22 protein-coding genes are annotated in these 21,482 nt (G+C 57.0%); 12 read left to right on the top strand and 10 right to left on the bottom strand.

What is annotated here, in order from left to right; all coding sequences use genetic code 11:
* Nucleotides 1-15 precede the first annotated feature (15 nt).
* Together EBB79_RS06605 and EBB79_RS06610 are read left to right on the top strand one after the other, a co-directional pair.
* Nucleotides 16-804, top strand: a complete 789-nt coding sequence (locus EBB79_RS06605; RefSeq protein WP_127748168.1) for a type III pantothenate kinase — start codon at nt 16-18, stop codon at nt 802-804.
* A complete protein-coding gene (locus EBB79_RS06610; protein WP_127748169.1) occupies nt 794-2,461 on the top strand; it encodes a ribonuclease J in 1,668 nt (555 codons plus the stop codon). The genes EBB79_RS06605 and EBB79_RS06610 overlap by 11 nt, the downstream gene beginning before the upstream one ends.
* A 140-nt stretch (nt 2,462-2,601) precedes the next feature.
* On the opposite strand, the gene EBB79_RS24375 is transcribed toward EBB79_RS06610, so the two are convergent.
* The 5 genes from EBB79_RS24375 to EBB79_RS06630 all read right to left on the bottom strand — a co-directional run bounded on the left by EBB79_RS24375 (nt 2,602) and on the right by EBB79_RS06630 (nt 8,401).
* Nucleotides 2,602-2,772 (bottom strand): RSP_7527 family protein, encoded by a 171-nt coding sequence (locus EBB79_RS24375; protein ID WP_164860751.1) that lies wholly within the window; start codon nt 2,770-2,772, stop codon nt 2,602-2,604.
* Between the two features lie 179 nt (nt 2,773-2,951).
* A complete protein-coding gene (locus EBB79_RS06615; RefSeq protein WP_127748170.1) occupies nt 2,952-4,502 on the bottom strand; it encodes a DEAD/DEAH box helicase in 1,551 nt (516 codons plus the stop codon).
* Between the two features lie 185 nt (nt 4,503-4,687).
* Nucleotides 4,688-5,623, bottom strand: coding sequence for a glycosyltransferase family 2 protein (locus EBB79_RS06620; protein ID WP_127748171.1), 936 nt, complete (start codon nt 5,621-5,623; stop codon nt 4,688-4,690).
* A gap of 85 nt (nt 5,624-5,708) precedes the next feature.
* Complete coding sequence (locus EBB79_RS06625; RefSeq protein WP_127748172.1) at nt 5,709-7,316, bottom strand: peptide chain release factor 3; 1,608 nt, start codon at nt 7,314-7,316, stop codon at nt 5,709-5,711.
* A gap of 74 nt (nt 7,317-7,390) precedes the next feature.
* Nucleotides 7,391-8,401, bottom strand: coding sequence for a Hint domain-containing protein (locus EBB79_RS06630; protein WP_238705011.1), 1,011 nt, complete (start codon nt 8,399-8,401; stop codon nt 7,391-7,393).
* Nucleotides 8,402-8,594: 193 nt separating this feature from the next.
* On the opposite strand from EBB79_RS06630, the gene EBB79_RS06635 reads away from it, so the two are divergent.
* The 5 genes from EBB79_RS06635 (at nt 8,595) to EBB79_RS06655 (ending at nt 13,783) form a co-directional block, all read left to right on the top strand.
* Nucleotides 8,595-9,374, top strand: coding sequence for an SDR family oxidoreductase (locus EBB79_RS06635; RefSeq protein ID WP_127748173.1), 780 nt, complete (start codon nt 8,595-8,597; stop codon nt 9,372-9,374).
* Nucleotide 9,375: 1 nt separating this feature from the next.
* A complete protein-coding gene (locus EBB79_RS06640) occupies nt 9,376-10,494 on the top strand; it encodes a hypothetical protein (RefSeq protein WP_127748174.1) in 1,119 nt (372 codons plus the stop codon).
* A 152-nt stretch (nt 10,495-10,646) separates the two neighbouring features.
* Nucleotides 10,647-11,693, top strand: a complete 1,047-nt coding sequence (locus tag EBB79_RS06645) for a methyltransferase domain-containing protein (protein WP_127748175.1) — start codon at nt 10,647-10,649, stop codon at nt 11,691-11,693.
* 88 nt (nt 11,694-11,781) lie between these two features.
* Nucleotides 11,782-12,885 (top strand): ABC transporter ATP-binding protein, encoded by a 1,104-nt coding sequence (locus EBB79_RS06650; RefSeq protein ID WP_127748176.1) that lies wholly within the window; start codon nt 11,782-11,784, stop codon nt 12,883-12,885.
* A gap of 43 nt (nt 12,886-12,928) precedes the next feature.
* Nucleotides 12,929-13,783, top strand: coding sequence for a GNAT family N-acetyltransferase (locus EBB79_RS06655; RefSeq protein ID WP_127748177.1), 855 nt, complete (start codon nt 12,929-12,931; stop codon nt 13,781-13,783).
* Nucleotides 13,784-13,788: 5 nt separating this feature from the next.
* Here EBB79_RS06655 and EBB79_RS06660 read toward each other — a convergent pair whose 3' ends face one another.
* Nucleotides 13,789-14,457: a helix-turn-helix transcriptional regulator gene (locus tag EBB79_RS06660; protein ID WP_127748178.1), complete on the bottom strand. Its 669-nt coding sequence runs from the start codon at nt 14,455-14,457 to the stop codon at nt 13,789-13,791.
* A 33-nt stretch (nt 14,458-14,490) separates the two neighbouring features.
* Nucleotides 14,491-14,799: a hypothetical protein gene (locus EBB79_RS06665; RefSeq protein ID WP_127748179.1), complete on the bottom strand. Its 309-nt coding sequence runs from the start codon at nt 14,797-14,799 to the stop codon at nt 14,491-14,493.
* Nucleotides 14,800-15,018: 219 nt separating this feature from the next.
* Between EBB79_RS06665 and EBB79_RS06670 the strand changes: the two genes are divergently transcribed.
* The 5 genes from EBB79_RS06670 to EBB79_RS06690 all read left to right on the top strand — a co-directional run bounded on the left by EBB79_RS06670 (nt 15,019) and on the right by EBB79_RS06690 (nt 18,612).
* Nucleotides 15,019-15,234: a twin-arginine translocase TatA/TatE family subunit gene (locus tag EBB79_RS06670; protein ID WP_127748180.1), complete on the top strand. Its 216-nt coding sequence runs from the start codon at nt 15,019-15,021 to the stop codon at nt 15,232-15,234.
* A 6-nt stretch (nt 15,235-15,240) separates the two neighbouring features.
* Nucleotides 15,241-15,747, top strand: coding sequence for a Sec-independent protein translocase protein TatB (gene tatB, locus EBB79_RS06675; protein ID WP_127748181.1), 507 nt, complete (start codon nt 15,241-15,243; stop codon nt 15,745-15,747).
* Entirely contained in the window at nt 15,744-16,640 is an 897-nt protein-coding gene (gene tatC, locus EBB79_RS06680; RefSeq protein WP_127748182.1) for a twin-arginine translocase subunit TatC, read from the top strand. The genes tatB and tatC overlap by 4 nt, the downstream gene beginning before the upstream one ends.
* 181 nt (nt 16,641-16,821) lie before the next feature.
* Nucleotides 16,822-17,607 carry a class D beta-lactamase gene (blaOXA, locus tag EBB79_RS06685; protein WP_238705012.1) on the top strand — a complete coding sequence of 262 codons (786 nt, stop codon included), beginning with the start codon at nt 16,822-16,824 and terminating at the stop codon, nt 17,605-17,607.
* A gap of 162 nt (nt 17,608-17,769) precedes the next feature.
* A complete protein-coding gene (locus tag EBB79_RS06690; protein WP_127748184.1) occupies nt 17,770-18,612 on the top strand; it encodes an ATP-binding protein in 843 nt (280 codons plus the stop codon).
* Between the two features lie 24 nt (nt 18,613-18,636).
* On the opposite strand, the gene EBB79_RS06695 is transcribed toward EBB79_RS06690, so the two are convergent.
* From EBB79_RS06695 to surE, 3 genes are all read right to left on the bottom strand, one after another.
* Entirely contained in the window at nt 18,637-19,863 is a 1,227-nt protein-coding gene (locus EBB79_RS06695; protein WP_420850371.1) for a peptidoglycan DD-metalloendopeptidase family protein, read from the bottom strand.
* Nucleotides 19,864-19,978: 115 nt separating this feature from the next.
* The gene (locus EBB79_RS06700; protein WP_127748185.1) at nt 19,979-20,626 is read right to left on the bottom strand and encodes a protein-L-isoaspartate(D-aspartate) O-methyltransferase; all 648 of its coding nucleotides are present in this window, start codon (nt 20,624-20,626) and stop codon (nt 19,979-19,981) included.
* Entirely contained in the window at nt 20,623-21,405 is a 783-nt protein-coding gene (gene surE / locus EBB79_RS06705) for a 5'/3'-nucleotidase SurE (protein ID WP_127748186.1), read from the bottom strand. Before surE ends, EBB79_RS06700 begins: the two co-directional genes overlap by 4 nt.
* Nucleotides 21,406-21,482: the final 77 nt, after the last annotated feature.

The raw sequence follows: 21,482 nt of genomic DNA on the forward strand, positions 1-21,482 counted from the left end.
GAAAGGCCAGGCACGATGCTTTTGGCAGTTGACTGTGGCAATACCAATACAGTGTTTTCCATTTGGGATGGCGAGCGCTTTGTCGGCACCTGGCGCACCGCCACTGATTGGAAGCGCACGGCGGATCAGTATTTCGTCTGGCTGAATACACTGATGCGGTTGCAGGAGATTGAAGCCGAGATCACTGACATGATCGTTTCGTCGACAGTGCCGCGGGTGGTGTTCAATCTGCGGGTTCTTGCGGATCGATATTTCAATACGCGGCCGCTGGTGGTGGGCAAATCCGATTGTCTGTTACCGGTAGACGTACGCGTCGACGAGGGCACCGGCGTTGGACCGGACCGGCTGGTCAATACCGTTGCCGGCTTTGATCATTACGGTGGCAATCTGATCATGGTGGATTTTGGCACTGCCACTACGTTTGATGTGGTGGCCGAAGATGGGGCATATATTGGCGGCGTGATTGCTCCGGGGGTGAATCTTAGCCTTGAGGCGCTGCATCAGGCGGCGGCAGCCCTGCCCCATGTTGACATTTCGAAGCCACAGTCGGTAATAGGCACCAACACCGTAGCCTGCATGCAATCCGGCGTGTTCTGGGGCTATGTGGGACTGGTGCGCGAGATCTGCACGCGGATCAAAGCGGAACACGGCGTTCCGATGAAAATCATCTCGACAGGCGGGCTGGCGCCTTTATTCCAGCAATCAGCACAGTTATTTGACGCTTTTGAGGATGATCTGACCATGCATGGTTTGCAGATTATTCACAAATACAACAAGGAAAACGGTCTCCAAGATGAGCACTGAACGATTGATCTATCTGCCCCTCGGTGGGGCAGGCGAAATTGGTATGAACGCCTATGTCTATGGCTATGGCAAACCCGGCAAAGAGCGCCTGATCCTGGTGGATCTGGGCGTTGCCTTCCCGGATATGGATAGCACCCCCGGTGTTGATCTGATCATGCCCGACATGACCTGGCTGCAGGAACGCGCCGACCAGCTGGAAGGCATTTTTATCACCCACGCGCACGAAGACCACATTGGTGGCGTGGCGCATATGTATGGCAAGCTGAACGTGCCAATCTATGCGCGGTCCTTTACCGCCAATATTGCGCGCCGCAAGATGAAGGAACACGGCCATCCGGAAGATGCGGTGCGCACCGTTTCAGCCTGGCCTGAAGTCACCAAACTCGGTCCTTTCAGCATTGGTGTCGTGCCAATATCGCACTCGGTGCCCGAAAGTGGTGGCATGGTAATCGATTCCCCAGCGGGTCGTGTGTTGCACTCAGGCGATTTCAAAACCGATCCAACTCCAATTGTTGGCGAACCGTTCGACCCAGTGGTTTGGACTGAGCTGAGCAAGGGGGGCGTACAGGCGCTGATGTGCGACAGCACAAACGTGTTCTCGCCGAACCCTGGTCGTTCGGAACTGGAACTGGGTCCTGAGATCACCAAGCTGGTTCAGGATGCCAAGGGCATGGTTGTTGCCACCACCTTTGCCTCTAATGTGGCGCGCGTGAAGACGTTGGCCGAGGCTGGCGAGCGGGCAGGGCGTTCGGTTGTGTTGCTGGGACGGGCGATGCAGCGGATGGTCGAGGCATCGGTTGAAACCGGTGTGCTGACGGACTTTCCATCGGTTGTCAGCCCCGAGGAGGCCACTCAGATGCCGCGTGAAAACGTGATGTTGCTGGTGACGGGCAGTCAGGGCGAACGCCGGGCGGCCTCGGCGCAGCTGGCGCGTGGCAAGTACCGTGGTTTGCAACTGAAAGAGGGCGATCTGTTCCTGTTTTCCTCGAAGACTATTCCGGGCAACGAGAAGGGCGTGATCGGCATCATGAACCAGCTCTCGGAAAAGGGCGTGGATGTTGTGGACGATAGCTCGGGGCTCTACCACGTCTCGGGTCACGCGAACCGTCCCGATCTGGAAACTCTGCATGATCTGGTTAAGCCCAAAATGCTGATCCCGATGCATGGTGAACACCGCCATTTGCGCGAACATGCGCGGTTGGGGATCAGCAAGGGCATGGCCAGTGCGGTTGTTGTGAACGGCATGATGATGGACCTGACCGGCGAGACGCCTGTGGTGGCCGAATATGTCGATACCGGTCGCACCTATCTGGATGGCACCGTGAAAATTGGCGCCATGGACGGGGTTGTTCGTGACCGTATTCGGATGGCGCTGAACGGCCATGTGGTGGTGACCGTGATTCTGGACGAGGAAGACGCTCCGTTGGGTGAGCCATGGTGCGATGTCAAAGGTTTGCCCGAAACTGGACGCTCAAAAGGCGGGCTGGTTGAAGTCCTGGAAGCGGATTTGGACCAGTTCCTGAAGCGGTCCAATAAAAAGACCCTTCGTGACGATGACAAGTTGGAGGATGGTCTGCGGCGCGTTGCACGGCAGACCTCGCAGAACGAGATCGGTAAAAAGCCAGAAGTGACGGTGGTCGTAAGCCGGATGCGGTAAGGCTGGGTCTTCAACGCATGCCCCAACGGGGCAAGGCAGTCTAGGCAGATGCAAAAACGCCCCGGTTGTTCCGACCGGGGCGTTTTCTTGTGTGTGAGTGGTTGGTAGTTCGTTAGTGAGTGGTGGTGTGTTCTGTGTGGTCAGGCTACGCGGCGGAAAAACAGCGTGGCAGGCAGTCGCAATAGTGTCGCGATTTTGCGACCGGCGGCAACCATGCTCTCCTGGATGTACTCGCCACGCAGTTGGCGTGCACGTGCTTCGATGTGGTGGATCTCGGCGGATGTCAGTTCTGGAAAATCTGTCAGTTTCATGGCTCTTACTCGCTACGTCATCAATCATCGTGTTGTCTTGATTGGCAGATAAGCGAGCCGGCTCGCAAAAACACCGGCTATTTCCACATTGCCGCTATGCTGCGCGCGCAAAGGTATTGCAGCAAGCAAAAAGGCCGCACCCTAGGGTACGGCCTTTTTGGTCATCAGATTTGGTTGGATCAGCCCGCGCGGCGCTCTTCAAAGCTTAGCGCAATGAAGCTGGGGAGGTGATCGCCCAGGCCGACGACGGTCTTGCCGTTGTCACGACCCCCGCGTGAGCGGTTGTTTGAGCGCGACGAAGATCTGTTGTCGCCTGATTTGCCCCGATTATCGTTTGAGTTTGCCCGGCGGTCATCAGATTTGTTCTGGCGACTATCGGTCTTTGACTTGGTCTGGGTGTCAGCGGCCGCAGCAGGAGCCTGTACATTGGTTTCAGGCGTTGCGGCCTGTGTGTCGGTTGCTGCTGCAACTTTATCACTGGTCTTACTGCGGGTCTCGCCTGACTTGGACGAGCGACGCGTGCGGCCAGTGTATTTTTTCTCTTCGCCGCCATCTGCGACTTCTGCGGGTTTCGCAGTCTTTAGTGGATTTTCCAGACGCGGAATTTCATTCTGAACCAGACGTTCGATATCGGCGAGGTTCTTTTCGTCTTTGGGAACACAGATCATCATTGCCGTTCCATCACGACCTGCACGACCGGTGCGGCCGATACGGTGTACATAGTCTTCGGCGTGGCTGGGCACATCAAAGTTGAACACGTGGCTGACGTTGGGCACATCCAACCCGCGGGCCGCCACATCCGAGGCGACCAGAAAGCGCAGTGACCCATCGCGGAACGAATCCAGGGTCTTCATACGGTGGCTTTGTTCCAGGTCCCCGTGGATCGGCGAGGCATTATAGCCGTATTTCTTCAGCGATTTGGCAACCACATCCACGTCCATCTTACGATTGCAGAAGATGATCGCGTTGGTGCATTTGTCACCTTCTTTGTCGATCAGAGTCCGCAGCAGCTTGCGCTTTTCGCTGGCTTCGCGGTCACGACGCGAGGCTTTGAACATCACAACACCCTGGGTGATCGTCTCAGACGTGGTGGCTTGACGTGCCACCTCGATACGGGCCGGAGCCGACAGGAAGGTATTGGTGATCCGCTCGATCTCAGGCGCCATGGTTGCCGAGAAAAACAGGGTTTGACGGGTCAGCGGGTTGGTCATGCCAAAGATACGTTCGATATCTGGGATGAAACCCATGTCGAGCATACGGTCGGCTTCGTCCACCACCATCACTTTGACGTCGGAAAGAATCAGTTTGCCGCGTTCAAAATGGTCCAGCAGTCGGCCTGGGGTCGCAATCAGAACGTCGACACCACGGTCAATCGCCACGTCCTGCTCTTTGAACGAAACGCCGCCAATCAGCAGCGCCTTGGTCAGTTTCAGGTGCTTGGCATAGGTATCAAAGTTTTCGGCAACTTGCGCTGCCAATTCACGTGTCGGGCACAGTACCAGGCTGCGCGGCATACGGGCGCGCGCACGGCCACGGGCCAGCAGAGTGATCATAGGAAGGGTAAACGAGGCTGTTTTACCGGTGCCCGTCTGGGCGATCCCCAATACATCGCGGCCTTCAAGGGCAGGTGGAATTGCCTCGGCCTGGATCGGTGTCGGCGTTTCATAACCCGCTTCGTTGATCGCTTTGAGAACTTTGGGGTTTAGATTCAGATCAGAAAATTTCGTCATGTGTTTCCGCGTTTCACGGACACTGACTTGGCCCGCACGTGCATTTAGATGGCCGGACCCGGATGGTCACTGTGCGGTCTGCACAATCGGCTCGCGGCGGGGAATACCAAAATACAGACCAAGGGTCAAATGAACTCGAAGCAGATGCCAATTCAAAGCGCCTGTTGGGGTTTTTTGGAAACAATTCAACCGAATTTCGGGAAATGTACCCGGCATTTTTCCGCCAGCTTCAGGTCACGAGTTTTTAACAAACCATGTTTTTGGAGCTGGGCTCGCCGCTCGGGGGTGTCTGCGCAAACTTCGTCATAGAATGAGCGCAAGCCTGCTTCACCGTCTTCGGTCTCAAGCTGACTTAGAACCTCGTGAAGAGTGACGCCGCCTTTTTCCCGACTGCGATTTGGCTTTAGCTCGGACCGATACGAGCCCTTCTGGAGGCGATAGCGGTAGTGTGAGATCCAGTCTTGCCAGTCCTTGCCGTGCAGGTGGCACAGATCAACGTCTGGCAACTCTATCTGATTGGGATTGGTCACATCGTCAACAAAGACATTGTGGATGCGGAATTCCAAGTCTTTGGCACCGGTACGGGCAAAGATCTTGCCCTGCTCGTGGCTAAGGAACCCACCTTTTAGGTGGTCACCAAATTTGGGGTAAAGGTCTTGAACAATGGCGTTGTGGGAGGGCGTTCTGGGCATATAGGCCTTGAACGCGTTACCGTGTCCGCCCAGCAATTCAATAGGGCGGGTGCGGGCGCAGAAGACATCAAGGGGCAAATCGCCCAGAACCCGCTGTAGCGGGCTTTCGCTCCACAGAAACTCGTCGACGTCCATATGGATCAACCAATCCAGATCAGAGGCCTGACGGCTGTAAGCACGGGTGGCGTTCAGGGTTTGCCGGACCTGGTGTTTGACCGGTCGGGATTTGCGGCGTTGCAGCCAATAGGCGTCATCACATAAAATAACCCGGATTTTTGGATGCGCTTTGAGAAACGGCATGGCGTCGGGGCAGGGGGCATCAAGGTACAAAAATAACCGGTGCGCGCCTGCATCCAGGTGATGCGCTGCGAAGTTCAGAATGTCAGAGGCGTCGGCCTTGATGGTCGCGACCAGCCCCCAGCGGGTCATTGGATCAGATCGCCTGCCCGACGATACTGCCGGGCAATGCGCATATGGTCGTCGAGGTCGGCCAAGGGGCAGATGTCTGCAATCTTCAAGCCATCATCTCTTTAGTAGAGGTCAATTTCAGATCCGGATAGTCGCGTTCCACCCGGTCAATGTCCCATTTTAACCGGGTCAAATAGACGATGTCGCCGTCATGATCATGCGCGATGTGCTGGCTGTTAGCGGCGGTAAACTTATCAATCGCCTGCTTGTCCCCCGCGACCCACCGGGCTGAGGTGAACTGGCTTTGCTCAAACCGCACCGGCAGCCCGTATTCCATCTCAATCCGGCTGGCGAGCACCTCGAACTGCAATGGGCCAACAACGCCGACGATAAAGCCCGACCCGACGGAGGGCTTGAATACCTTGGCAGCGCCTTCTTCGGCGAATTGCATCAAAGCCTTTTCCAGGTGCTTGGATTTCAGCGGATCGCCCGCCCGTACGCTTTGCAGCAGTTCTGGTGCGAAGGACGGAATGCCACTGACGCGCAGGGCCTCGCCTTCGGTCAGGGTATCGCCGATACGCAACTGGCCGTGGTTGGGAATCCCGATGATATCACCGGCCCAGGCCTCTTCGGCCAGCTCGCGATCCGAAGCCAAAAACAGCACAGGGTTTGAGATCGCCATCGGCTTCTTGGTGCGCACATGGGTCAGTTTCATGCCGCGCTTAAAGTGGCCGCTTGCCATACGAACGAAGGCCACGCGGTCGCGGTGTTTGGGGTCCATATTGGCCTGAACCTTGAACACGAAACCAGCCACTTTCTTTTCTTCGGGCGCGATGTCGCGTGGCTGGGCAACCTGTACCTGGGGTTCGGGGCCAAAGTTGGCAATGCCATCCATCAGCTCTTTGACACCAAAGGAGTTGATCGCAGAGCCGAACCAGATCGGTGTCATAGTGCCGTCCAGAAGTGCCTGACGATCTAGGGCGGGCAGCAGCTCGCGGGCCATTTCCAACTCTTCCAGAAACGTCTCGAGCAAATGCGCGGGCACATGTTCGGCCAGTTTGGGGTCGTCCAACCCGTTTATTTCGATGCTCTCGGCAACCTTGTTGCGGTCCGCACGGTCCATCAGTTCCAGGCGGTCGTGCAGGATATCGTAGGTGCCAACAAAATCACGTCCAACCCCGATAGGCCAGCTGGCCGGGGTCACGTCGATGGCCAGGTTTTCCTGAATTTCATCTATGATATCAAAAATTTCACGGCTTTCCCGATCCATCTTGTTACAAAACGTCAGGATCGGCAGGTCGCGCAGGCGGCAAACCTCGAACAGTTTCTGGGTCTGGCTTTCCACCCCCTTGGCACCATCGATCACCATGACTGCGGCATCCACGGCCGTTAGGGTGCGATAGGTATCTTCCGAGAAATCCGAGTGACCAGGCGTGTCCACCAGGTTGAACCGGAAGGTGCCATAATCAAACGACATGGCGGATGCGCTGACCGAGATGCCGCGGTCTTTTTCCATCTGCATAAAGTCCGACCTAGTGCGCCGTGCCTCGCCTTTGGCGCGGACCTGGCCGGCCATCTGGATGGCGCCACCATACAACAGGAACTTTTCCGTCAGGGTCGTCTTACCGGCATCCGGATGCGAGATGATCGCAAAAGTGCGGCGGCGGGCGATTTCGCTCGGCAGTTCGGGGCGGTTTGAGGCAGTGTCCAACATGAGCGCGCGTATAGGTAAGAAATGCTGTGGAAGCAAGAAAAACGGCGGGTGTCACTATGGCGCCAGGTGTGCAGCTATCGCAGCGAGGCGCGTTTCAGGGCGGCAATCGCATCTGGGCGATCCAGCAGGGTCTTCTGGACCTCAAGCCCGTGATCATTACGGCGGCCATGGGTGGTCTGTTGTGACGCCAGTGTTTCCAGCAATTCAGGCGGCAGGGCGGGTTTGGTGACCGGATCGATCAGCAGAGATTCGGCAGCTATGCCTTCGGCGTAGATGATATGGTGGCGCTCAAACAGAATTTGGAAGTATTCGACAAAGCCACCATCCTGGACCACGACGGTGTCACCATTGACCAAATGGCGGGCCTTGACCAACAGTTCAGTCGCTCCAGCGCCGATCTCATCGCTGCGCTGGTAGACGAACAGGCGGTGATCTGGGCTGACCAGCAAGTCGTTTTCGTTGTTGAGTGCGCCGGCGCGAATCAGAATTGGAGCCATATTGCCAACGGCGCGGTGGGTGGTCTGACCGACCCAGTGAACCATCTGTGCGCCGTCATCGCGGGTCAGTACCCGATCACCTGAGCCAAGCCTGTCAATGGGCACCTGTGCGCCTGAGGCCATGGTGATCAGCGTGCCGCGGCTGAACGAAACGCTGGCCATCTGTGCCAGTCTTTTGCGGGCACCGTCGCGTTCGCTGCGCACCAGCACATAGTCGATCTGCGTTTGCATTGGGGCCAAGGGCAGCAGGAACATTGCCGATATCATGCCGTTCGTGTCGACTTCGACCAGCACCAAGGCCTCGGTTATACTGCCATCCGGCGACATCAGACTCAGAACGCAGTCAAGATGCAGCGCTGCATTTGGGGTTCCCAGCTCGGTCACGTTACCAATTTGCAAGCTGCCACAGGGCTGGGCCAAAAGGGCCAGGCGTTGTGGGGTAGCCCCCTGTTGCAGTTGGTAGGTGTCATCCAGCATAAGGTCATCCAACACGCCCAGCGTATCCCCCATATTTGCCCCGACGTGTACGTGGAATGCAGAGGCCGGGTAGGCAAGGACAGACTGGATATGGCCGTATTCTAAGAGCACTTGGGAACCTTGGATTAGGGTGAACCATATAATGATATGGGTGCGATTGCGGGTCGCGTCCACCTAGAGTTGCATGGAAATGTGGCCGTGGCGGGTCCAGATCGCGCAGATTTGCGGGCAGGCGGGGCTGGTCAATTCTCTGGTAAGGGTGCAAGGATGATGCAAAATACACGTCTATCTGAGAGAGAATGTCATGGATTTAGGAATTTCCGGTAAACGCGCTTTGGTTTGTGCCAGCAGCAAGGGATTGGGCCTGGGCTGTGCCGAAGCCTTGGCCGCAGCAGGGGTCAATCTGGTGATGAATGCCCGTGGCGCGCAGGCTCTTGAGGCCTCGGCGCAGGCCATTCGCGATGAATTCGGCGTGGATGTGGTTACGGTTGCGGCTGATATCGCGACAGCTGAGGGGCAGGCGACGGTTCTTGCAGCGGCTGAGGGTGTGGATATTCTGGTCAATAATGCTGGTGGCCCCCCTCCGGGGATGTGGTCCGACTGGGATCGTGAGGATTTTATCGCGGCACTGGACGCCAATATGCTGGCACCGATTGCGATGATGAAGGCCTTGTTGCCTGGGATGATGGATCGTGGCTGGGGCCGGGTGGTGAATATCACCAGCGTGTCGGTTAAATCTCCGATCCCGGTACTGGGACTATCGAATTCAGCCCGCGCCGGGTTAACCGGCTATGTCGCGGGGACCTCGCGTCAGGTGGCCGGGCAGGGTGTGACCATTAACAACTTGCAGCCAGGCCTTCATGCAACGGACCGGTCCGTGTCGTTGGACAGTGGTGCGGCGGCGCAGCAGGGGATCACACTAGAGGAAGCCGTGGCGCAGCGCAGCGCCACCATTCCAGTGGGTCGCTATGGCACGCCGGGTGAATTTGGCGCGACCTGTGCCTTTTTGTGCTCGCAGCATGCCGGATTTATCGTGGGTCAGAACATCCTACTGGATGGTGGCGCCACCAATTCGTTGATGTAGCATGGCCGCGGGATTTTCTTTGAAAGACCAATTGTTCAATCGTGAAAAGGTCCGCTATCTGGCGGGCCTTTTTGCCCTGGCTGATCCGGGGTTCAAGGCTGACGAATTCGAGTCACAGGTGATGGCACGGTTGCCTGAGCTGGAGTTGAAGCAGCGGATCGACTGGATCGCCGAGGTGTTGGGGCTTATGTTACCCGGTGCCTTGCCCGAGGTGGCCGAGGTGGTTTTGCGGGCGCTGCCCGCCCCTTTGGATCCGGACAAGGTCGATGATGATTTTGGCGATTTCATCTTTGCGCCATTGGGCGAGTTGGTGGTTGCCAAGGGGCTGGATGCTTACCCTGAGGTTTCACTGGATGTATTGGTTGAGCTGACGCAGCGGTTCTCTATGGAGTTTGCGGTCCGCCCGTTTCTAAATCGCTGGCCGGACAAAGTCATGGAACGGATGCAACACTGGGCGGGGCACGACAGTTATCACGTACGGCGACTGGTCAGTGAAGGGACACGGCCGCGCCTGCCCTGGGGGATGGCTGTGGGGTTAGAGTTGCAGGATCCTTTACCCCTGCTGGATGTATTGCATGGGGACGCAACCCGGTTTGTCACCCGGTCAGTGGCCAATCATTTGAATGACATCACAAAGAAAGACCCTGATTTGGCGTTGGACCGTTTGGAGGTCTGGCAGGAGATGGACCGGCAGGGGCGTCGCGAGTTGGATTGGATCACAACCCATGCGTTGCGGGGATTGATCAAAGCGGGCCATCCAAGGGCGATGCGGATGTTGGGGTATGATCCGGACGTTGCGGTGAAGGCCCGGCTGGTGTTGAAAGCCGAGCCGGTGCGCATTGGTGAGGCGCTGGAATTTTCCTGTCATCTGTCGGCTGAGCAGAGTCTACCGGTGTTGGTAGATTATCGGCTGCATTTTCTGCGCCCCAGCGGCAAGGTCTCGGCTAAAGTGTTTAAGCTGAAGCAGGCAAAATTGGGGGCAAAGGGGCTGACACTGACCAAGCGCCATCCTTTGAAGGCCAATGCCAGCACGTTTACATTGGTGCCCGGCCCCCATCGCTTGGAGGTGATGGTCAATGGTCGGGTGCGTGATGAGATCTGTTTTGAGGTGGTGGCTTGATAAGTGGGCTTGTCTGGGGGCGCTGCCCCCAGACCCCCGGGATATTTTTGGCCAGATGAACAGGGGCCAGATGAACAGGAATGGTCGGTTTTTGTTGCGGGCTGCGCGCGGAGACGCTAGCCGGGCGGGGAAGGAAATTGGAAGGTGCCACGATGGAACATAAATCCGTACAGACCTATTATGGTGAGGTGCTGCAGAGTAGTGATGATCTGCAGACCAATGCCTGTTGCACGCCTGATGCCATGCCTGCGCATATGAAGGCGGTACTTTCGCAGATCCATGATGAGGTGCTGACACGGTATTATGGCTGTGGGTTAATTGCGCCACTGTCGCTGGAAGGGATGCGGATTCTGGATCTGGGCTGTGGCGCGGGACGGGATGTTTATGCGCTGTCGGCCATGGTTGGCGAGAGCGGTTATGTCGTTGGCGTTGACATGACGCCCGCTCAGCTGGATGTGGCGCGGACGCATCAAGAGTACCACGCGGACAAGTTTGGCTACGCTCAGTCAAACGTTGCGTTTCACCATGGCTATATTGAACAGTTGGGCGATTTGGACATTGAGCCGGGCTCGTTTGATATCATTGTGTCTAACTGTGTGATCAATCTGGCTACCGACAAGGCAGCAGTGCTGCGTGGCGCACATCATTTGTTGAAAGAGGGTGGCGAGATGTATTTCTCGGATGTCTATGCAGACCGACGGGTGCCACAGGTTATGGCACAGGATGAGGTGTTGTATGGCGAATGCCTGTCTGGTGCGCTGTACTGGAATGATTTTCTGACCCTGGCCCGCGGCGCAGGTTTTGCTGATCCGCGCCAGGTTGAGGCGCGGCCTCTGACCATTGAAAACCCTAAGCTGGAACAACGGGTGGCGCCGTTAAAGTTCCTGTCGGCGACTTACCGGTTGTTCAAGCTAGCTGGGTTGGAACCGGCCTGTGAAGATTTCGGCCAAGCGGTGATCTACAAGGGCAGCATCCCACATGCGCCGCATGTGTTTGCCTTGGATGACCATCATGTGATCGAGACTGGAAAAGTGTTTCCGGTCTGCGGCAATACTTGGATGATGCTGAAGGAGACCCGGTTTGCCGCACATTTCGAGTTTATTGGCAACTTCAATACCCATTACGGCATCTTTGCTGGCTGTGGTGGCGAAAGCCCGTTTGAGATCGATGGTGAGAGTGCGGCCACCTCTTGTTGCTGAATACTTGCGTCACTGGGGCGGGGTTGCTATCTGCGCGGGGAAATCGATGGTTTTCCTCGGCAAGCGTCAGTGAGGCTGTACCCCGACCATGAATACCGCTCCTGAGGTCCACCTGATGCAGGTCACTCCACGTCTGGAAATTCGTAACCTTGTGCGCCATTTCAGTGGTCGGGCAGTGGTGGATGATGTGTCGTTGAGCATCCAGGCGGGTCAGGTGACCTGCCTGTTGGGACCCTCGGGGTGTGGCAAGTCGACAACCCTGCGGATCATCGCCGGGGTTGAAATGCAGGATAGCGGTGAGATCTATGTTGATGGCACGCTGATCTGTGACACGCATTTCCGGGTGCCGCCTGAACGCCGCGAAATTGGACTGATGTTTCAGGACTTTGCCCTTTTCCCGCATCTGAGCGTCGGGGACAATGTAGCCTTTGGTCTGAAGGGGTCAAAAGAGGCCAAACGGGCACGGGTGGAAGAGCTTCTGGCGCGGGTAGATCTGTTGCGATTCATCGACGGCTTTCCGCATCAGCTGTCGGGCGGTGAACAGCAGCGGGTGGCGCTGGCGCGGTCACTGGCGCCCAAGCCTCGGATCATGTTGATGGACGAGCCGTTTTCAGGGCTGGACAATCGGTTGCGCGACGGCATTCGCGACGAGACGCTGAGCTTGCTGAAAGAGGAAGACACGGCTGTTTTGCTGGTCACCCATGAGCCGGAAGAAGCCATGCGGATGGCGGATGAGATTGCGCTGATGCGCGGTGGCAAGATTGTGCAGCAGGGTGCGCCGTATAATGTCTACACCCGACCTGTAGATCATGCGGCGGTGGCTTTTTTCAGTGATACCAATGTGCTGAAGGCGCGTGTTCAGGGGGCTTTGGCGGAAACGCCGTTTGGTGATTTTCTAGCGCCGGGCCTGCCGGATGGCACAGATGTGGATATCGTGTTTCGTCCCCAACATCTGAAAATTGATTTCGACCGTGGCGGGGCGGGGCCCTTGCCCACCCCCAGCGACGGTGTGGCGGCACGTGCTACGGTCCAACGGGCGCGGTTCCTGGGCCATGAAAGCCTGGTCGAGTTTCGGATGGATCACGATGGCTCGGTGTTGAAGGCGACTGTGCCGAATGTGTTCCTGCCAGCGGCAGGGCGGGTGATGTGGCTGACGGTGAAACGCAACCGGTGTTTTGTGTTTCCACGCTGACTGTGCCAGCCTGCGGGTGTGACCTACCAGGCTGAGGGCAGAGATGGATCAAACTTACACACAACGGGTGATGACTGCGGCTGACCGTGATCTGATGATCGATTGGGCGGCGGCGGAAGGCTGGAACCCCGGAGCTCAGGACGCGGAATGTTTTGCACAGGCGGACCCTCGGGGTTTTTGGGGTGGTTGGCTCGACGGTCAGATGGTCGCTTCTATTTCGGTGGTCAATTATGATCCCGGCTTTGCCTTCCTTGGGTTTTATATTGTGGCACCGGACTGGCGCGGACGTGGGTTTGGGCTAAAGCTATGGCAGCGGGCGCTGGATCATGCGGGCCGCCGTGTGGTTGGGCTGGACGGGGTAGTGGATCAACAGGATAACTACTTGGCTTCGGGGTTTGAACTGGCCTATCGTAATATCCGCTACGGAGGCGTGCCAGCGGTTCTGCCGGTTGCAGCAGCTGCAGGGCTAGAACTGCACTATGTTGATATACCTGACGCGCAGCTGGAAGCACTCGACCGGAGTGTGTTTCCCGCCGCACGCCGTTTGTTTTGGCAGGGCTGGATGCAAGCGACGGCTCATGTGACGGTACAGGCAGTGCAGGCGGGCGATACAATTGGCTTTGGTACTATTCGACCTTGCCGGGAGGGATATAAAATTGGCCCACTGGTGGCGCATTCTCAGCAGGTGGCCGAGGCGATTTTAGCGTGGCTGCTGCAGGGGGTCGGTCCGCAGGATCAGGTGTTCTTGGACGTGCCAGAGCCGAATATTGCGGGTAATAACGTTGCCCAGTCGCTGGGCCTGAGGCCCGTATTTGAAACTGCGCGGATGTTTAGGGGGCCTGCTCCGAACATTGATGTGAACAAGGTCTTTGGTGTGACAAGTTTCGAACTGGGATAGACGGTCTATTCGGGGCTGTAATCCGCCAATCGTTTGCCTGGCTCATCCGCAAACAGCTCTGGCAGCGCGATGGCTGCCTCAATCAGGTCGACACGGAACACCCGAAAATCATCGCGGGTCTCGCACCAAGCGGTGAGTGTCCAGACGCGGCCCCAGTATTCCATGTTCAGCGGCCGGATGGTGCGGGCGGTCAGAACGCCGTCGATGCGGCGATAGTCCAGATGCAGTTTCTGGCGCGACTTGATGGCGCTGCGCAGGGTCGGCATATGGATAAAGCCGCGGGTAGCATCGGCAAAGGGATAGACTGCAAACTTCCAGGCGTCGGCCTCGGCCACGGTGCTGGTGGGCAGCACCGCATCGATCTTGTCGGCTAGCGACTGGGCTGCCTTCTTCAGATCGTCATCAGCGGCCTCGGCGACAATGGCCATACCAAGGTTCAGCGCCTCCAGTTCTTCGCTGGTCAGGGTGAGAGGCGGCAAGGTGATGGCCTCGCGCACCATGTAGCCAACGCCGCGTTCACCTTCGACCGGCACGCCGCTGGCAACCAGCGTGTCCATGTCACGATAAATGGTGCGGACCGACACTTCCAGCCGGTCCGCGATGTCTTTGGCGCGATGCAATTTGCCATCGCGCAGGATCTGAATGATATCAAAAAGGCGGTCGGTGCGGCGCATGGGTATACCCTTGTCCCGTCCCGACCACTTTCGTCAAGCAGCCATCTTCCACAACACGTTCTCGTGCCGCATGTTTACGCTGTCAGGCGCTATGGCTGTCATCAATGCGCCGGCGCACTCGGCTTTCATGAATGCCTCGGCAGCGGACTTGGCAGCCTCCATACTGTCCCAGATAACATAGTCGGTCCATTTCCCATCTTCCCCTTCGCTAAGCTGTCGATGTACAAAGCCGGGCAGGGACCGAACGAAGGTTTCAGTGCCTTTGCTAATTTCAACAAAATCGGCTGATTTTACGGTGTCGGCCAGGGCGAAGGTCACGATTTCAGCAACTGCGTTTTTCATTTGTCATCTCCTATGTGTGTTGACGCTCTGGACCTAGCAAGGGGCAACTGACATAAACCTGTCAGTTGGGTTCGCGATTGCCTGAAAAAATGCAAAAAGACTTTAGAAGCCTCTGTCAGGACACTGTTGTTGCTTTCGATCAAACAGCGGTGGGCGTAGAACCGCTAATGAAACGAATATCCGGTGCGGATGGGCACCGACCTAAAAGGAGACATTCTTATGTTGAACAATATCGGCCTTCCTGGCCTGCTGCTGATTGCTGTTGTGGTTCTGGTTCTGTTTGGACGTGGCAAAATCAGCTCTTTGATGGGTGAAGTCGGCAAAGGCATCACCTCGTTCAAAAAGGGCATCAACGAAGGCACCAAAGAGCTGGAAGAAGAGGTCGCTGAGACCGCCAAGGACGTGACTCCGGAAACCGACAAAGACAAGGCGTAATCGCTGATGTTTGATTTGGGTTGGACCGAAATGCTGGTGGTTGGCGTGGTGGCGCTGATCGTGGTGGGCCCCAAGGACTTGCCAGTGATGTTTCGCACCGTTGGGCGCGCCGTCGGCAAGGCCAAGGGCATGGCGCGTGAATTCAGCAGCGCCATGAATGATGCCGCCGACCAGTCCGGCATCAAGGACATCTCCAAAGGGCTGAAGGTCGCGAGTAACCCGGTTGGCACTGCAATGGATGGTGTCCGGGATGCGGCGCAGGACATGGCAAAAAGCATGGACTTTACCGGCAAAGGCCCCGGTGGTGGAAAAATTGACCCGGAAAGCGAAACCGGCAAGTTGTTTGCTGAACGGGCCGAAGACAGTAAGAAAATTCGGGCTGCCACCGCGCGCGCGGCCGCTGAACGTAAGGCTACCGAAGCTGCTGAAGCCTTGGCCAAGGCCGATGAGATGGACGCGGCCCTGACACCGAGTGATGCGGCCCCATTACCCGATGATGAGAGTAAACCATGAGCCAGACTGACGAGATCGAAGACAGCACTGCCCCGCTGATCGAGCATCTGGCCGAGTTGCGCAATCGGTTGATCCATATGGTGGTGGCGTTTTTGATCGGCATGATCATCTGCTTCACCGTGGCAACGCCGATCTTCAACTTCCTGACCAATCCCTTGTGTCAGGTGCTGGCGGATCGCGGGCAGGACTGCGACCTGATCTTTATCTCCCCACAAGAGGGTTTCTTTGTGGCGATCAAGGTCTCGTTGTTGGGTGGTTTGATCCTGTCGTTCCCCTATCTGGCAATGCAGGTGTGGCGGTTTGTGGCCCCGGGCTTGTACAAAAACGAGAAGGGCGCGTTTCTGCCGTTCCTGCTGGCTTCGCCGTTTATGTTCGCACTGGGCGCCAGCTTTGCCTTCTACGTCGTGACACCACTGGCCTATGAGTTCTTCCTTGGGTTCCAGCAATTTGGTGCCGGAGGCGAGGCCGTCGTGGATGGCACCGCTGCACCGCTGAGCGTGGTGTTCCAGGGCTCGGCGCAGGAATATCTGAACCTGACGATCAAATTTATCGTGGCCTTTGGCATGTGCTTTCAATTGCCTGTGCTGCTGACCCTGATGGGCAAGGTCGGGCTGGTCAGTGCCGAGGGGCTGAAATCGGTACGCAAATACGCTGTAGTGGCGATCTTACTGCTGGCCGCGCTGGTGACACCGCCGGACGTGATCACTCAGGTGATCCTGTTTGTGGTGGTCTATGGGTTGTACGAGGTGTCGATCATGCTGGTGGCACGGGTCGAAGTGAAGCGCGAAGCCAAACTGCGGGCCGAAGGCTTCTATGACGACGATGAAGATGACATTGACCCTGCTGACGCCGAACCTCATTTCGACGAGATTGACGACAGCAAGGACAAGTAGGTCTGAGGCATATTGAAATCAAAAGGCGCGCCAGAGATGGCGCGCCTTTTTTTGCAGGGACAACCCATACCCCATTTTAGCATCAGTATCGGTTGTGTTGTCTGCAATCAAATTCTACCCTTGAGGTATAGTATCGGAAGGCAAACCCAGCATGGCGTCTCAGTGGATCCGGAAAAACTTCTTGACGACGGCAACTTGCGCCGTGTTTGCCTTTTTCTTGTCTGCTGCAGTCTCCGCTGAAGAAATGGTTGATCGATCCGATTTGGTCAGAGTGTTTGAAGATGAGGGCATGAACGGTAGTTTTGCGCTGCTGGATGTTGCTGATAATCGGCTTGTAGTTGTTAATGCAGAGCGCGTTTTTCAACGCTTCATTCCAGCTTCAACATTCAAGTTTGCGAATAGTTTGATTGCTTTGGAGTTGGGAGTAATCGCAGATGAAAACGAGATCATCCCCTATGGTGGTGAACCGCAACCCTTTAAAGCCTGGGAACAGGACATGCGGATTGGCAACGCGTTCGCTGTTTCAAACGTACCTGTCTTTCAGGAGCTCGCCAGAAGAGTTGGAAAGGATCGATATACTGAGCTGCTGGAAAATCTATCGTACGGAAACGGAACTGTTGGAGCTGAAGTTGAACGGTTTTGGCTCGATGGTCCACTGAAGATAAGTGCGGTTGAGCAGGTGCGGTTTCTCGCGGCTTTGGCAACGTGGCGACTTCCGTTCTCCAATCACTCGCAAACACTTGTGCACGACATCTCTGTAATTGAGAGCAGAAATAACGCAATATTGTATGGAAAGACAGGCTGGACGGTGGCCTCCGATCCAGGCATTGGATGGTTTGTAGGATGGGTGCAAAACAATGATAATGTTTACGCATTTGCACTCAACATGGACATGCGGTCCCAGAACAACGCTCCTCAACGGGTAGCAATGGCTCGTCGGTTGTTGTCCGAGTTAGGTGTGTACTAAGGCGAACTTAGTCGAGCGCTTGCAGGGCTTTCAGGTTTGTTTATGCGCTACCTGCTGTGCATATAGGACTGCAACCGGGGCATGATTTCTATCCATGCCTATGCCTCTTGTCGCACCCGCCATAACATGCTTTGTCAGCGGCAGACCCAGACGGAGACCACCATGGACAAGACCGCATTGACCCGCATTGCCGACGCCCTTGAGCGGATGTCACCAGCCCCCTTGGCTGCGCCCGATTTTGAGGCGGCCTCGGCCTTTGTTTGGCATGTGGAGCCGGAGCGGTTGGAGCCGGTAACAGACATCAGTCGGGTGGATCTGGATCTGCTGGTCGGGATCAACCGCTCGCGTGATACATTGCTGGAAAACACCCGCCGGTTTGCACAGGGGTTTGCGGCCAATAATGCCCTGCTGTGGGGCGCGCGCGGCATGGGGAAATCAAGTCTGGTCAAGGCCATTCACGGCACCTTGCTGACGGACTGTCCGGATTTGAAGCTGATCGAGTTGCAGCGCGAGGACCTACCCTCGGTGTCGCGGCTTCTGCACCATCTGGGCAGTGCCAAGCAGCGGTTTATTCTGTTCTGCGATGACCTGTCGTTCAGTCATGATGATCAGCACTACAAAAGCCTGAAGGCGGTGCTGGATGGCGGTATCGAAGGCCGTCCGGAGAATGTGGTGTTCTATGCCACCTCGAACCGGCGTCATCTGATGCCGCGTGACATGATTGAAAACGAACGCTCCAGCGCCATCAACCCCTCCGAGGCGGTCGAGGAAAAGGTGTCGCTGTCAGATCGCTTTGGTCTTTGGCTCGGCTTTCATCCCTGCAATCAGGATGAATATCTTGCAATGATCGATGGCTATTGTGCGGCCCACAACGTCAAAGTCGACGCCGATCATCTGCGGGCCGAAGCGATAGAGTGGCAGGCAACGCGCGGCGCGCGGTCAGGTCGTGTCGCTTGGCAATTCTTTGTCGATCTGGCGGGCCGACAGGGGATCACGCTGCGCTAACAACGCAGCACGATTGCCTGTGTTTTACTGCAAATATGGCAGTGGATCGACGGAGTCGAACCCATCGCGGACCTCAAAATGGACATAGGCATCGTCGCCACTGCGCAGGGTGGCAATGGTTTGACCCCGGCTGACTTTGTCGCCCTTTTTGATCGCGATGTTGTCGACGTTGGCATAGACGGTCAGCAGCTTGTCATCATGGCGGATGACAATGATCGGCACCTTATTGGAATCGGCGGTGATAGCAGCGACTGTGCCACTGCGCGCTGCTCTGACCGGTGATCCGGCTGCGGCTGCGATGTCGATACCGTCATTCTTGCCCTTGGAATAGGTGCGGATGATCTTGCCCTGCACCGGGTAGCCCATAGCGGCCTGGCTGTTGCGGGTCGGTTGTGGAACTTCGACATCGGGCAAAGCCGGTGCTTCGGCGATGGCAGTCACATCTTCCTGCGGCAATGGCTTGGTTGAGCTGGGCGGGGTTGGCGTGGTGGTGCCCTGTCCGGGAACGGTCACGGTGGTGACGGCCGCAGGAGAGGCCACGGCAGGTGCCGACTGATCCTTGAGAGGGATCAGCAGATATTGGCCTTCACGGATGGCAAAGTCACTGCCCAACCCGTTCCATTCAACCAGCGCCTTGACCGGCACCTGATACAGGCGTGAAATTGTATAGGCAGTTTCGCCGCGTTCCACTTTGTGGCGCACAGGCTCGGGGCCATCCTGGACGGCGGGTGGTTCAATTCTGGCCGGGGCGGGCTGCAATTGGGTTGTGGTCACAGATCCTGGATTGGGTGAGGTGGTAGCAGCACCGTCAATGGCAGATCCTGCAAGAGACTCGATATCTATCGAGCCTGGATTGGTTTCACCGTTTGAGATCACCTGATCCGGCGCGCGGCGCGGCAGGGCCAGAACCTCTCCGGGGCGCAGCTTGTCTCCGGGTTGTACACCATTGAACCGGGCAACCTCGTCCACCGGCAATCCGACCCGTGTAGCGATGTCGGAAACAGTATCACCGCGCCGGGCAACGGCCACTTGGTAATTGGGGTAGGTGATCAACCCTCGTTCATCTGCATCAGGGCGGCCAGTGGTGGCGTTCTGCGCAGCGTTGGAGGTATTGAAGGCTCCGATCTGGCCCCGCATGTCGTAGTCCAGCGGCCCTTCACAGGCCGCGACCAGGATGAGCACGGACAAGATGGCGGTACTGCGTGTCAGTTTGCCTATCGTGCGGCGGGTGCGCGTGGAGGTCATCGGCATTCTGCTCTCCTCGAAATGCGATTCCCCTTTTGGTCCGGGGGTATACAATCGTTCAATCATGTGTGGCGCCAGGGTGGCGGTCAAAAGGCCCCGAATGAGCCCCGTTAACGGGTATCTATGTCTCTTTGCCCAGGCCCTCAAGGAGGGGGACAAAACGAACTGGGCGTAATTCATCATATTCCAACCCGTTTTCGGTCTTCAGAACCCGGATCAGGGTTTGAACCGTATCGGATTGGCCAACAGGCACCACCATAATACCGCCGATCTTAAGCTGCGCCAACAGGGGGCCCGGAGGGTCCTCTGCGGCGGCTGTGACCAGAATCCGGTCAAAGGGCGCCTGATCGGGCAGACCATGGCTGCCATCGCCGACCAGCGAGGTGATATTGCTCAATTGGAGGCTGTCAAAAAGTTGCCGGGCCTCGCGCACCAATCGGGCGTGTCGGTCGATCGTATAGACGCGGCGTGCCAGCTTGGACAGGATCGCAGCCTGATACCCCGAACCGGTGCCAACCTCTAGCACGGTGTCGCGCGGCGATACTTGCAAAGCCTGGGTCATCAACCCCACCACCGAAGGCTGCGAGATCGTCTGTCCACAAGCAATTGGCAGCGGCATGTCCTCGTAGGCCCGTTGGGCAAAAAGCCCACGAATAAACGGGCCGCGATCGACCTCTTCCATTGCATTCAGAACCCGCGCCTCGGTTACTCCCTTGGAGCGCAGGGAATAGAGGAACTGCATTTTGGTTTCGGGATCGGGACTGCTCATTGAATGACTTTCAGGGCCTCCAGCGCGTCATGGGCGGTCAGATCGGCGCGCATCGGGGTGACCGAGATGTAACCATCCAGATTGACCGCAGCATCTGTGCCCGGCGCGGTGGCGATATGCTGATCGCCGCCCTTGATCCACAAATAGGGCCGCCCGGTCGGCGATAACTGCGGCTCGGCGGTGAACGAGGTGCCGGGACGGAACCCCTGCGCGGCAACACGAGTGCCTTTGACTTCGGCGGCTGGGACCGGCGGAAAGTTGATGTTGTAGAACAGGCCGTAGTCCTGATTTGACTGAACACCGGCCTCGATGATACGCGAGATCAGTGCGGCCCCATGGGTGGCTGCCGCGTCAAACGGATTGGCAATGTCATAGTTCTTGGGGCCGAAGAATTGCGACAGGCCAATCGCCGGGACACCCTGTAGCGCGGCCTCGATTGCTGCGCCTAACGTGCCAGAATACAATGCGTTTTCGGCGGAATTATTGCCGCGATTGACACCGGATAAGACGAGATCGGGTGGCGCATCCTTCATGACCACATGCAAGCCGGCCAGAACGCAGTCAGCCGGTGACCCTTCGGCAGCAAAGCGACGCTCTCCCAGTTTGGTCAGCATGGTGGGATGAGTATAGCTGATGCAATGACCAACGCCGGACTGCTCAAAGGCTGGCGCCACGGTCCAGACTTCGCCCTGCGGACCGGCCAGCGTTTTTGCAATATTGTCTAGCACCACTAGCCCCGGAGCGCTGATGCCGTCGTCATTGGTGATGAGAATACGCATGTTTCGCCCTTTGGTGGTGGTTTGTATCTGCATAGGCGGTGGCAGCAAACGGGGCAAGACCCTGCCGTTGTTGAAAG

It is taken from the genome of Parasedimentitalea marina (assembly GCF_004006175.1).
Lineage (GTDB): Bacteria > Pseudomonadota > Alphaproteobacteria > Rhodobacterales > Rhodobacteraceae > Parasedimentitalea > Parasedimentitalea marina.

Excerpts from the sequence above, each read along its gene's own strand:
- EBB79_RS06605 (WP_127748168.1), top strand. The coding sequence starts at position 16 with ATGCTTTTGGCAGTTGACTGTGGCAATACCAATACAGTGTTTTCCATT.
- EBB79_RS06610 (WP_127748169.1), top strand. The coding sequence starts at position 794 with ATGAGCACTGAACGATTGATCTATCTGCCCCTCGGTGGGGCAGGCGAA.
- EBB79_RS24375 (WP_164860751.1), bottom strand. The coding sequence starts at position 2,772 with ATGAAACTGACAGATTTTCCAGAACTGACATCCGCCGAGATCCACCAC.
- EBB79_RS06615 (WP_127748170.1), bottom strand. The coding sequence starts at position 4,502 with ATGACGAAATTTTCTGATCTGAATCTAAACCCCAAAGTTCTCAAAGCG.
- EBB79_RS06620 (WP_127748171.1), bottom strand. The coding sequence starts at position 5,623 with ATGACCCGCTGGGGGCTGGTCGCGACCATCAAGGCCGACGCCTCTGAC.
- EBB79_RS06625 (WP_127748172.1), bottom strand. The coding sequence starts at position 7,316 with ATGTTGGACACTGCCTCAAACCGCCCCGAACTGCCGAGCGAAATCGCC.
- EBB79_RS06635 (WP_127748173.1), top strand. The coding sequence starts at position 8,595 with ATGGATTTAGGAATTTCCGGTAAACGCGCTTTGGTTTGTGCCAGCAGC.
- EBB79_RS06640 (WP_127748174.1), top strand. The coding sequence starts at position 9,376 with ATGGCCGCGGGATTTTCTTTGAAAGACCAATTGTTCAATCGTGAAAAG.
- EBB79_RS06645 (WP_127748175.1), top strand. The coding sequence starts at position 10,647 with ATGGAACATAAATCCGTACAGACCTATTATGGTGAGGTGCTGCAGAGT.
- EBB79_RS06650 (WP_127748176.1), top strand. The coding sequence starts at position 11,782 with ATGAATACCGCTCCTGAGGTCCACCTGATGCAGGTCACTCCACGTCTG.
- EBB79_RS06655 (WP_127748177.1), top strand. The coding sequence starts at position 12,929 with ATGGATCAAACTTACACACAACGGGTGATGACTGCGGCTGACCGTGAT.
- EBB79_RS06660 (WP_127748178.1), bottom strand. The coding sequence starts at position 14,457 with ATGCGCCGCACCGACCGCCTTTTTGATATCATTCAGATCCTGCGCGAT.
- EBB79_RS06665 (WP_127748179.1), bottom strand. The coding sequence starts at position 14,799 with ATGAAAAACGCAGTTGCTGAAATCGTGACCTTCGCCCTGGCCGACACC.
- EBB79_RS06670 (WP_127748180.1), top strand. The coding sequence starts at position 15,019 with ATGTTGAACAATATCGGCCTTCCTGGCCTGCTGCTGATTGCTGTTGTG.
- tatB (WP_127748181.1), top strand. The coding sequence starts at position 15,241 with ATGTTTGATTTGGGTTGGACCGAAATGCTGGTGGTTGGCGTGGTGGCG.
- tatC (WP_127748182.1), top strand. The coding sequence starts at position 15,744 with ATGAGCCAGACTGACGAGATCGAAGACAGCACTGCCCCGCTGATCGAG.
- EBB79_RS06690 (WP_127748184.1), top strand. The coding sequence starts at position 17,770 with ATGGACAAGACCGCATTGACCCGCATTGCCGACGCCCTTGAGCGGATG.
- EBB79_RS06695 (WP_420850371.1), bottom strand. The coding sequence starts at position 19,863 with ATGCCGATGACCTCCACGCGCACCCGCCGCACGATAGGCAAACTGACA.
- EBB79_RS06700 (WP_127748185.1), bottom strand. The coding sequence starts at position 20,626 with ATGAGCAGTCCCGATCCCGAAACCAAAATGCAGTTCCTCTATTCCCTG.
- surE (WP_127748186.1), bottom strand. The coding sequence starts at position 21,405 with ATGCGTATTCTCATCACCAATGACGACGGCATCAGCGCTCCGGGGCTA.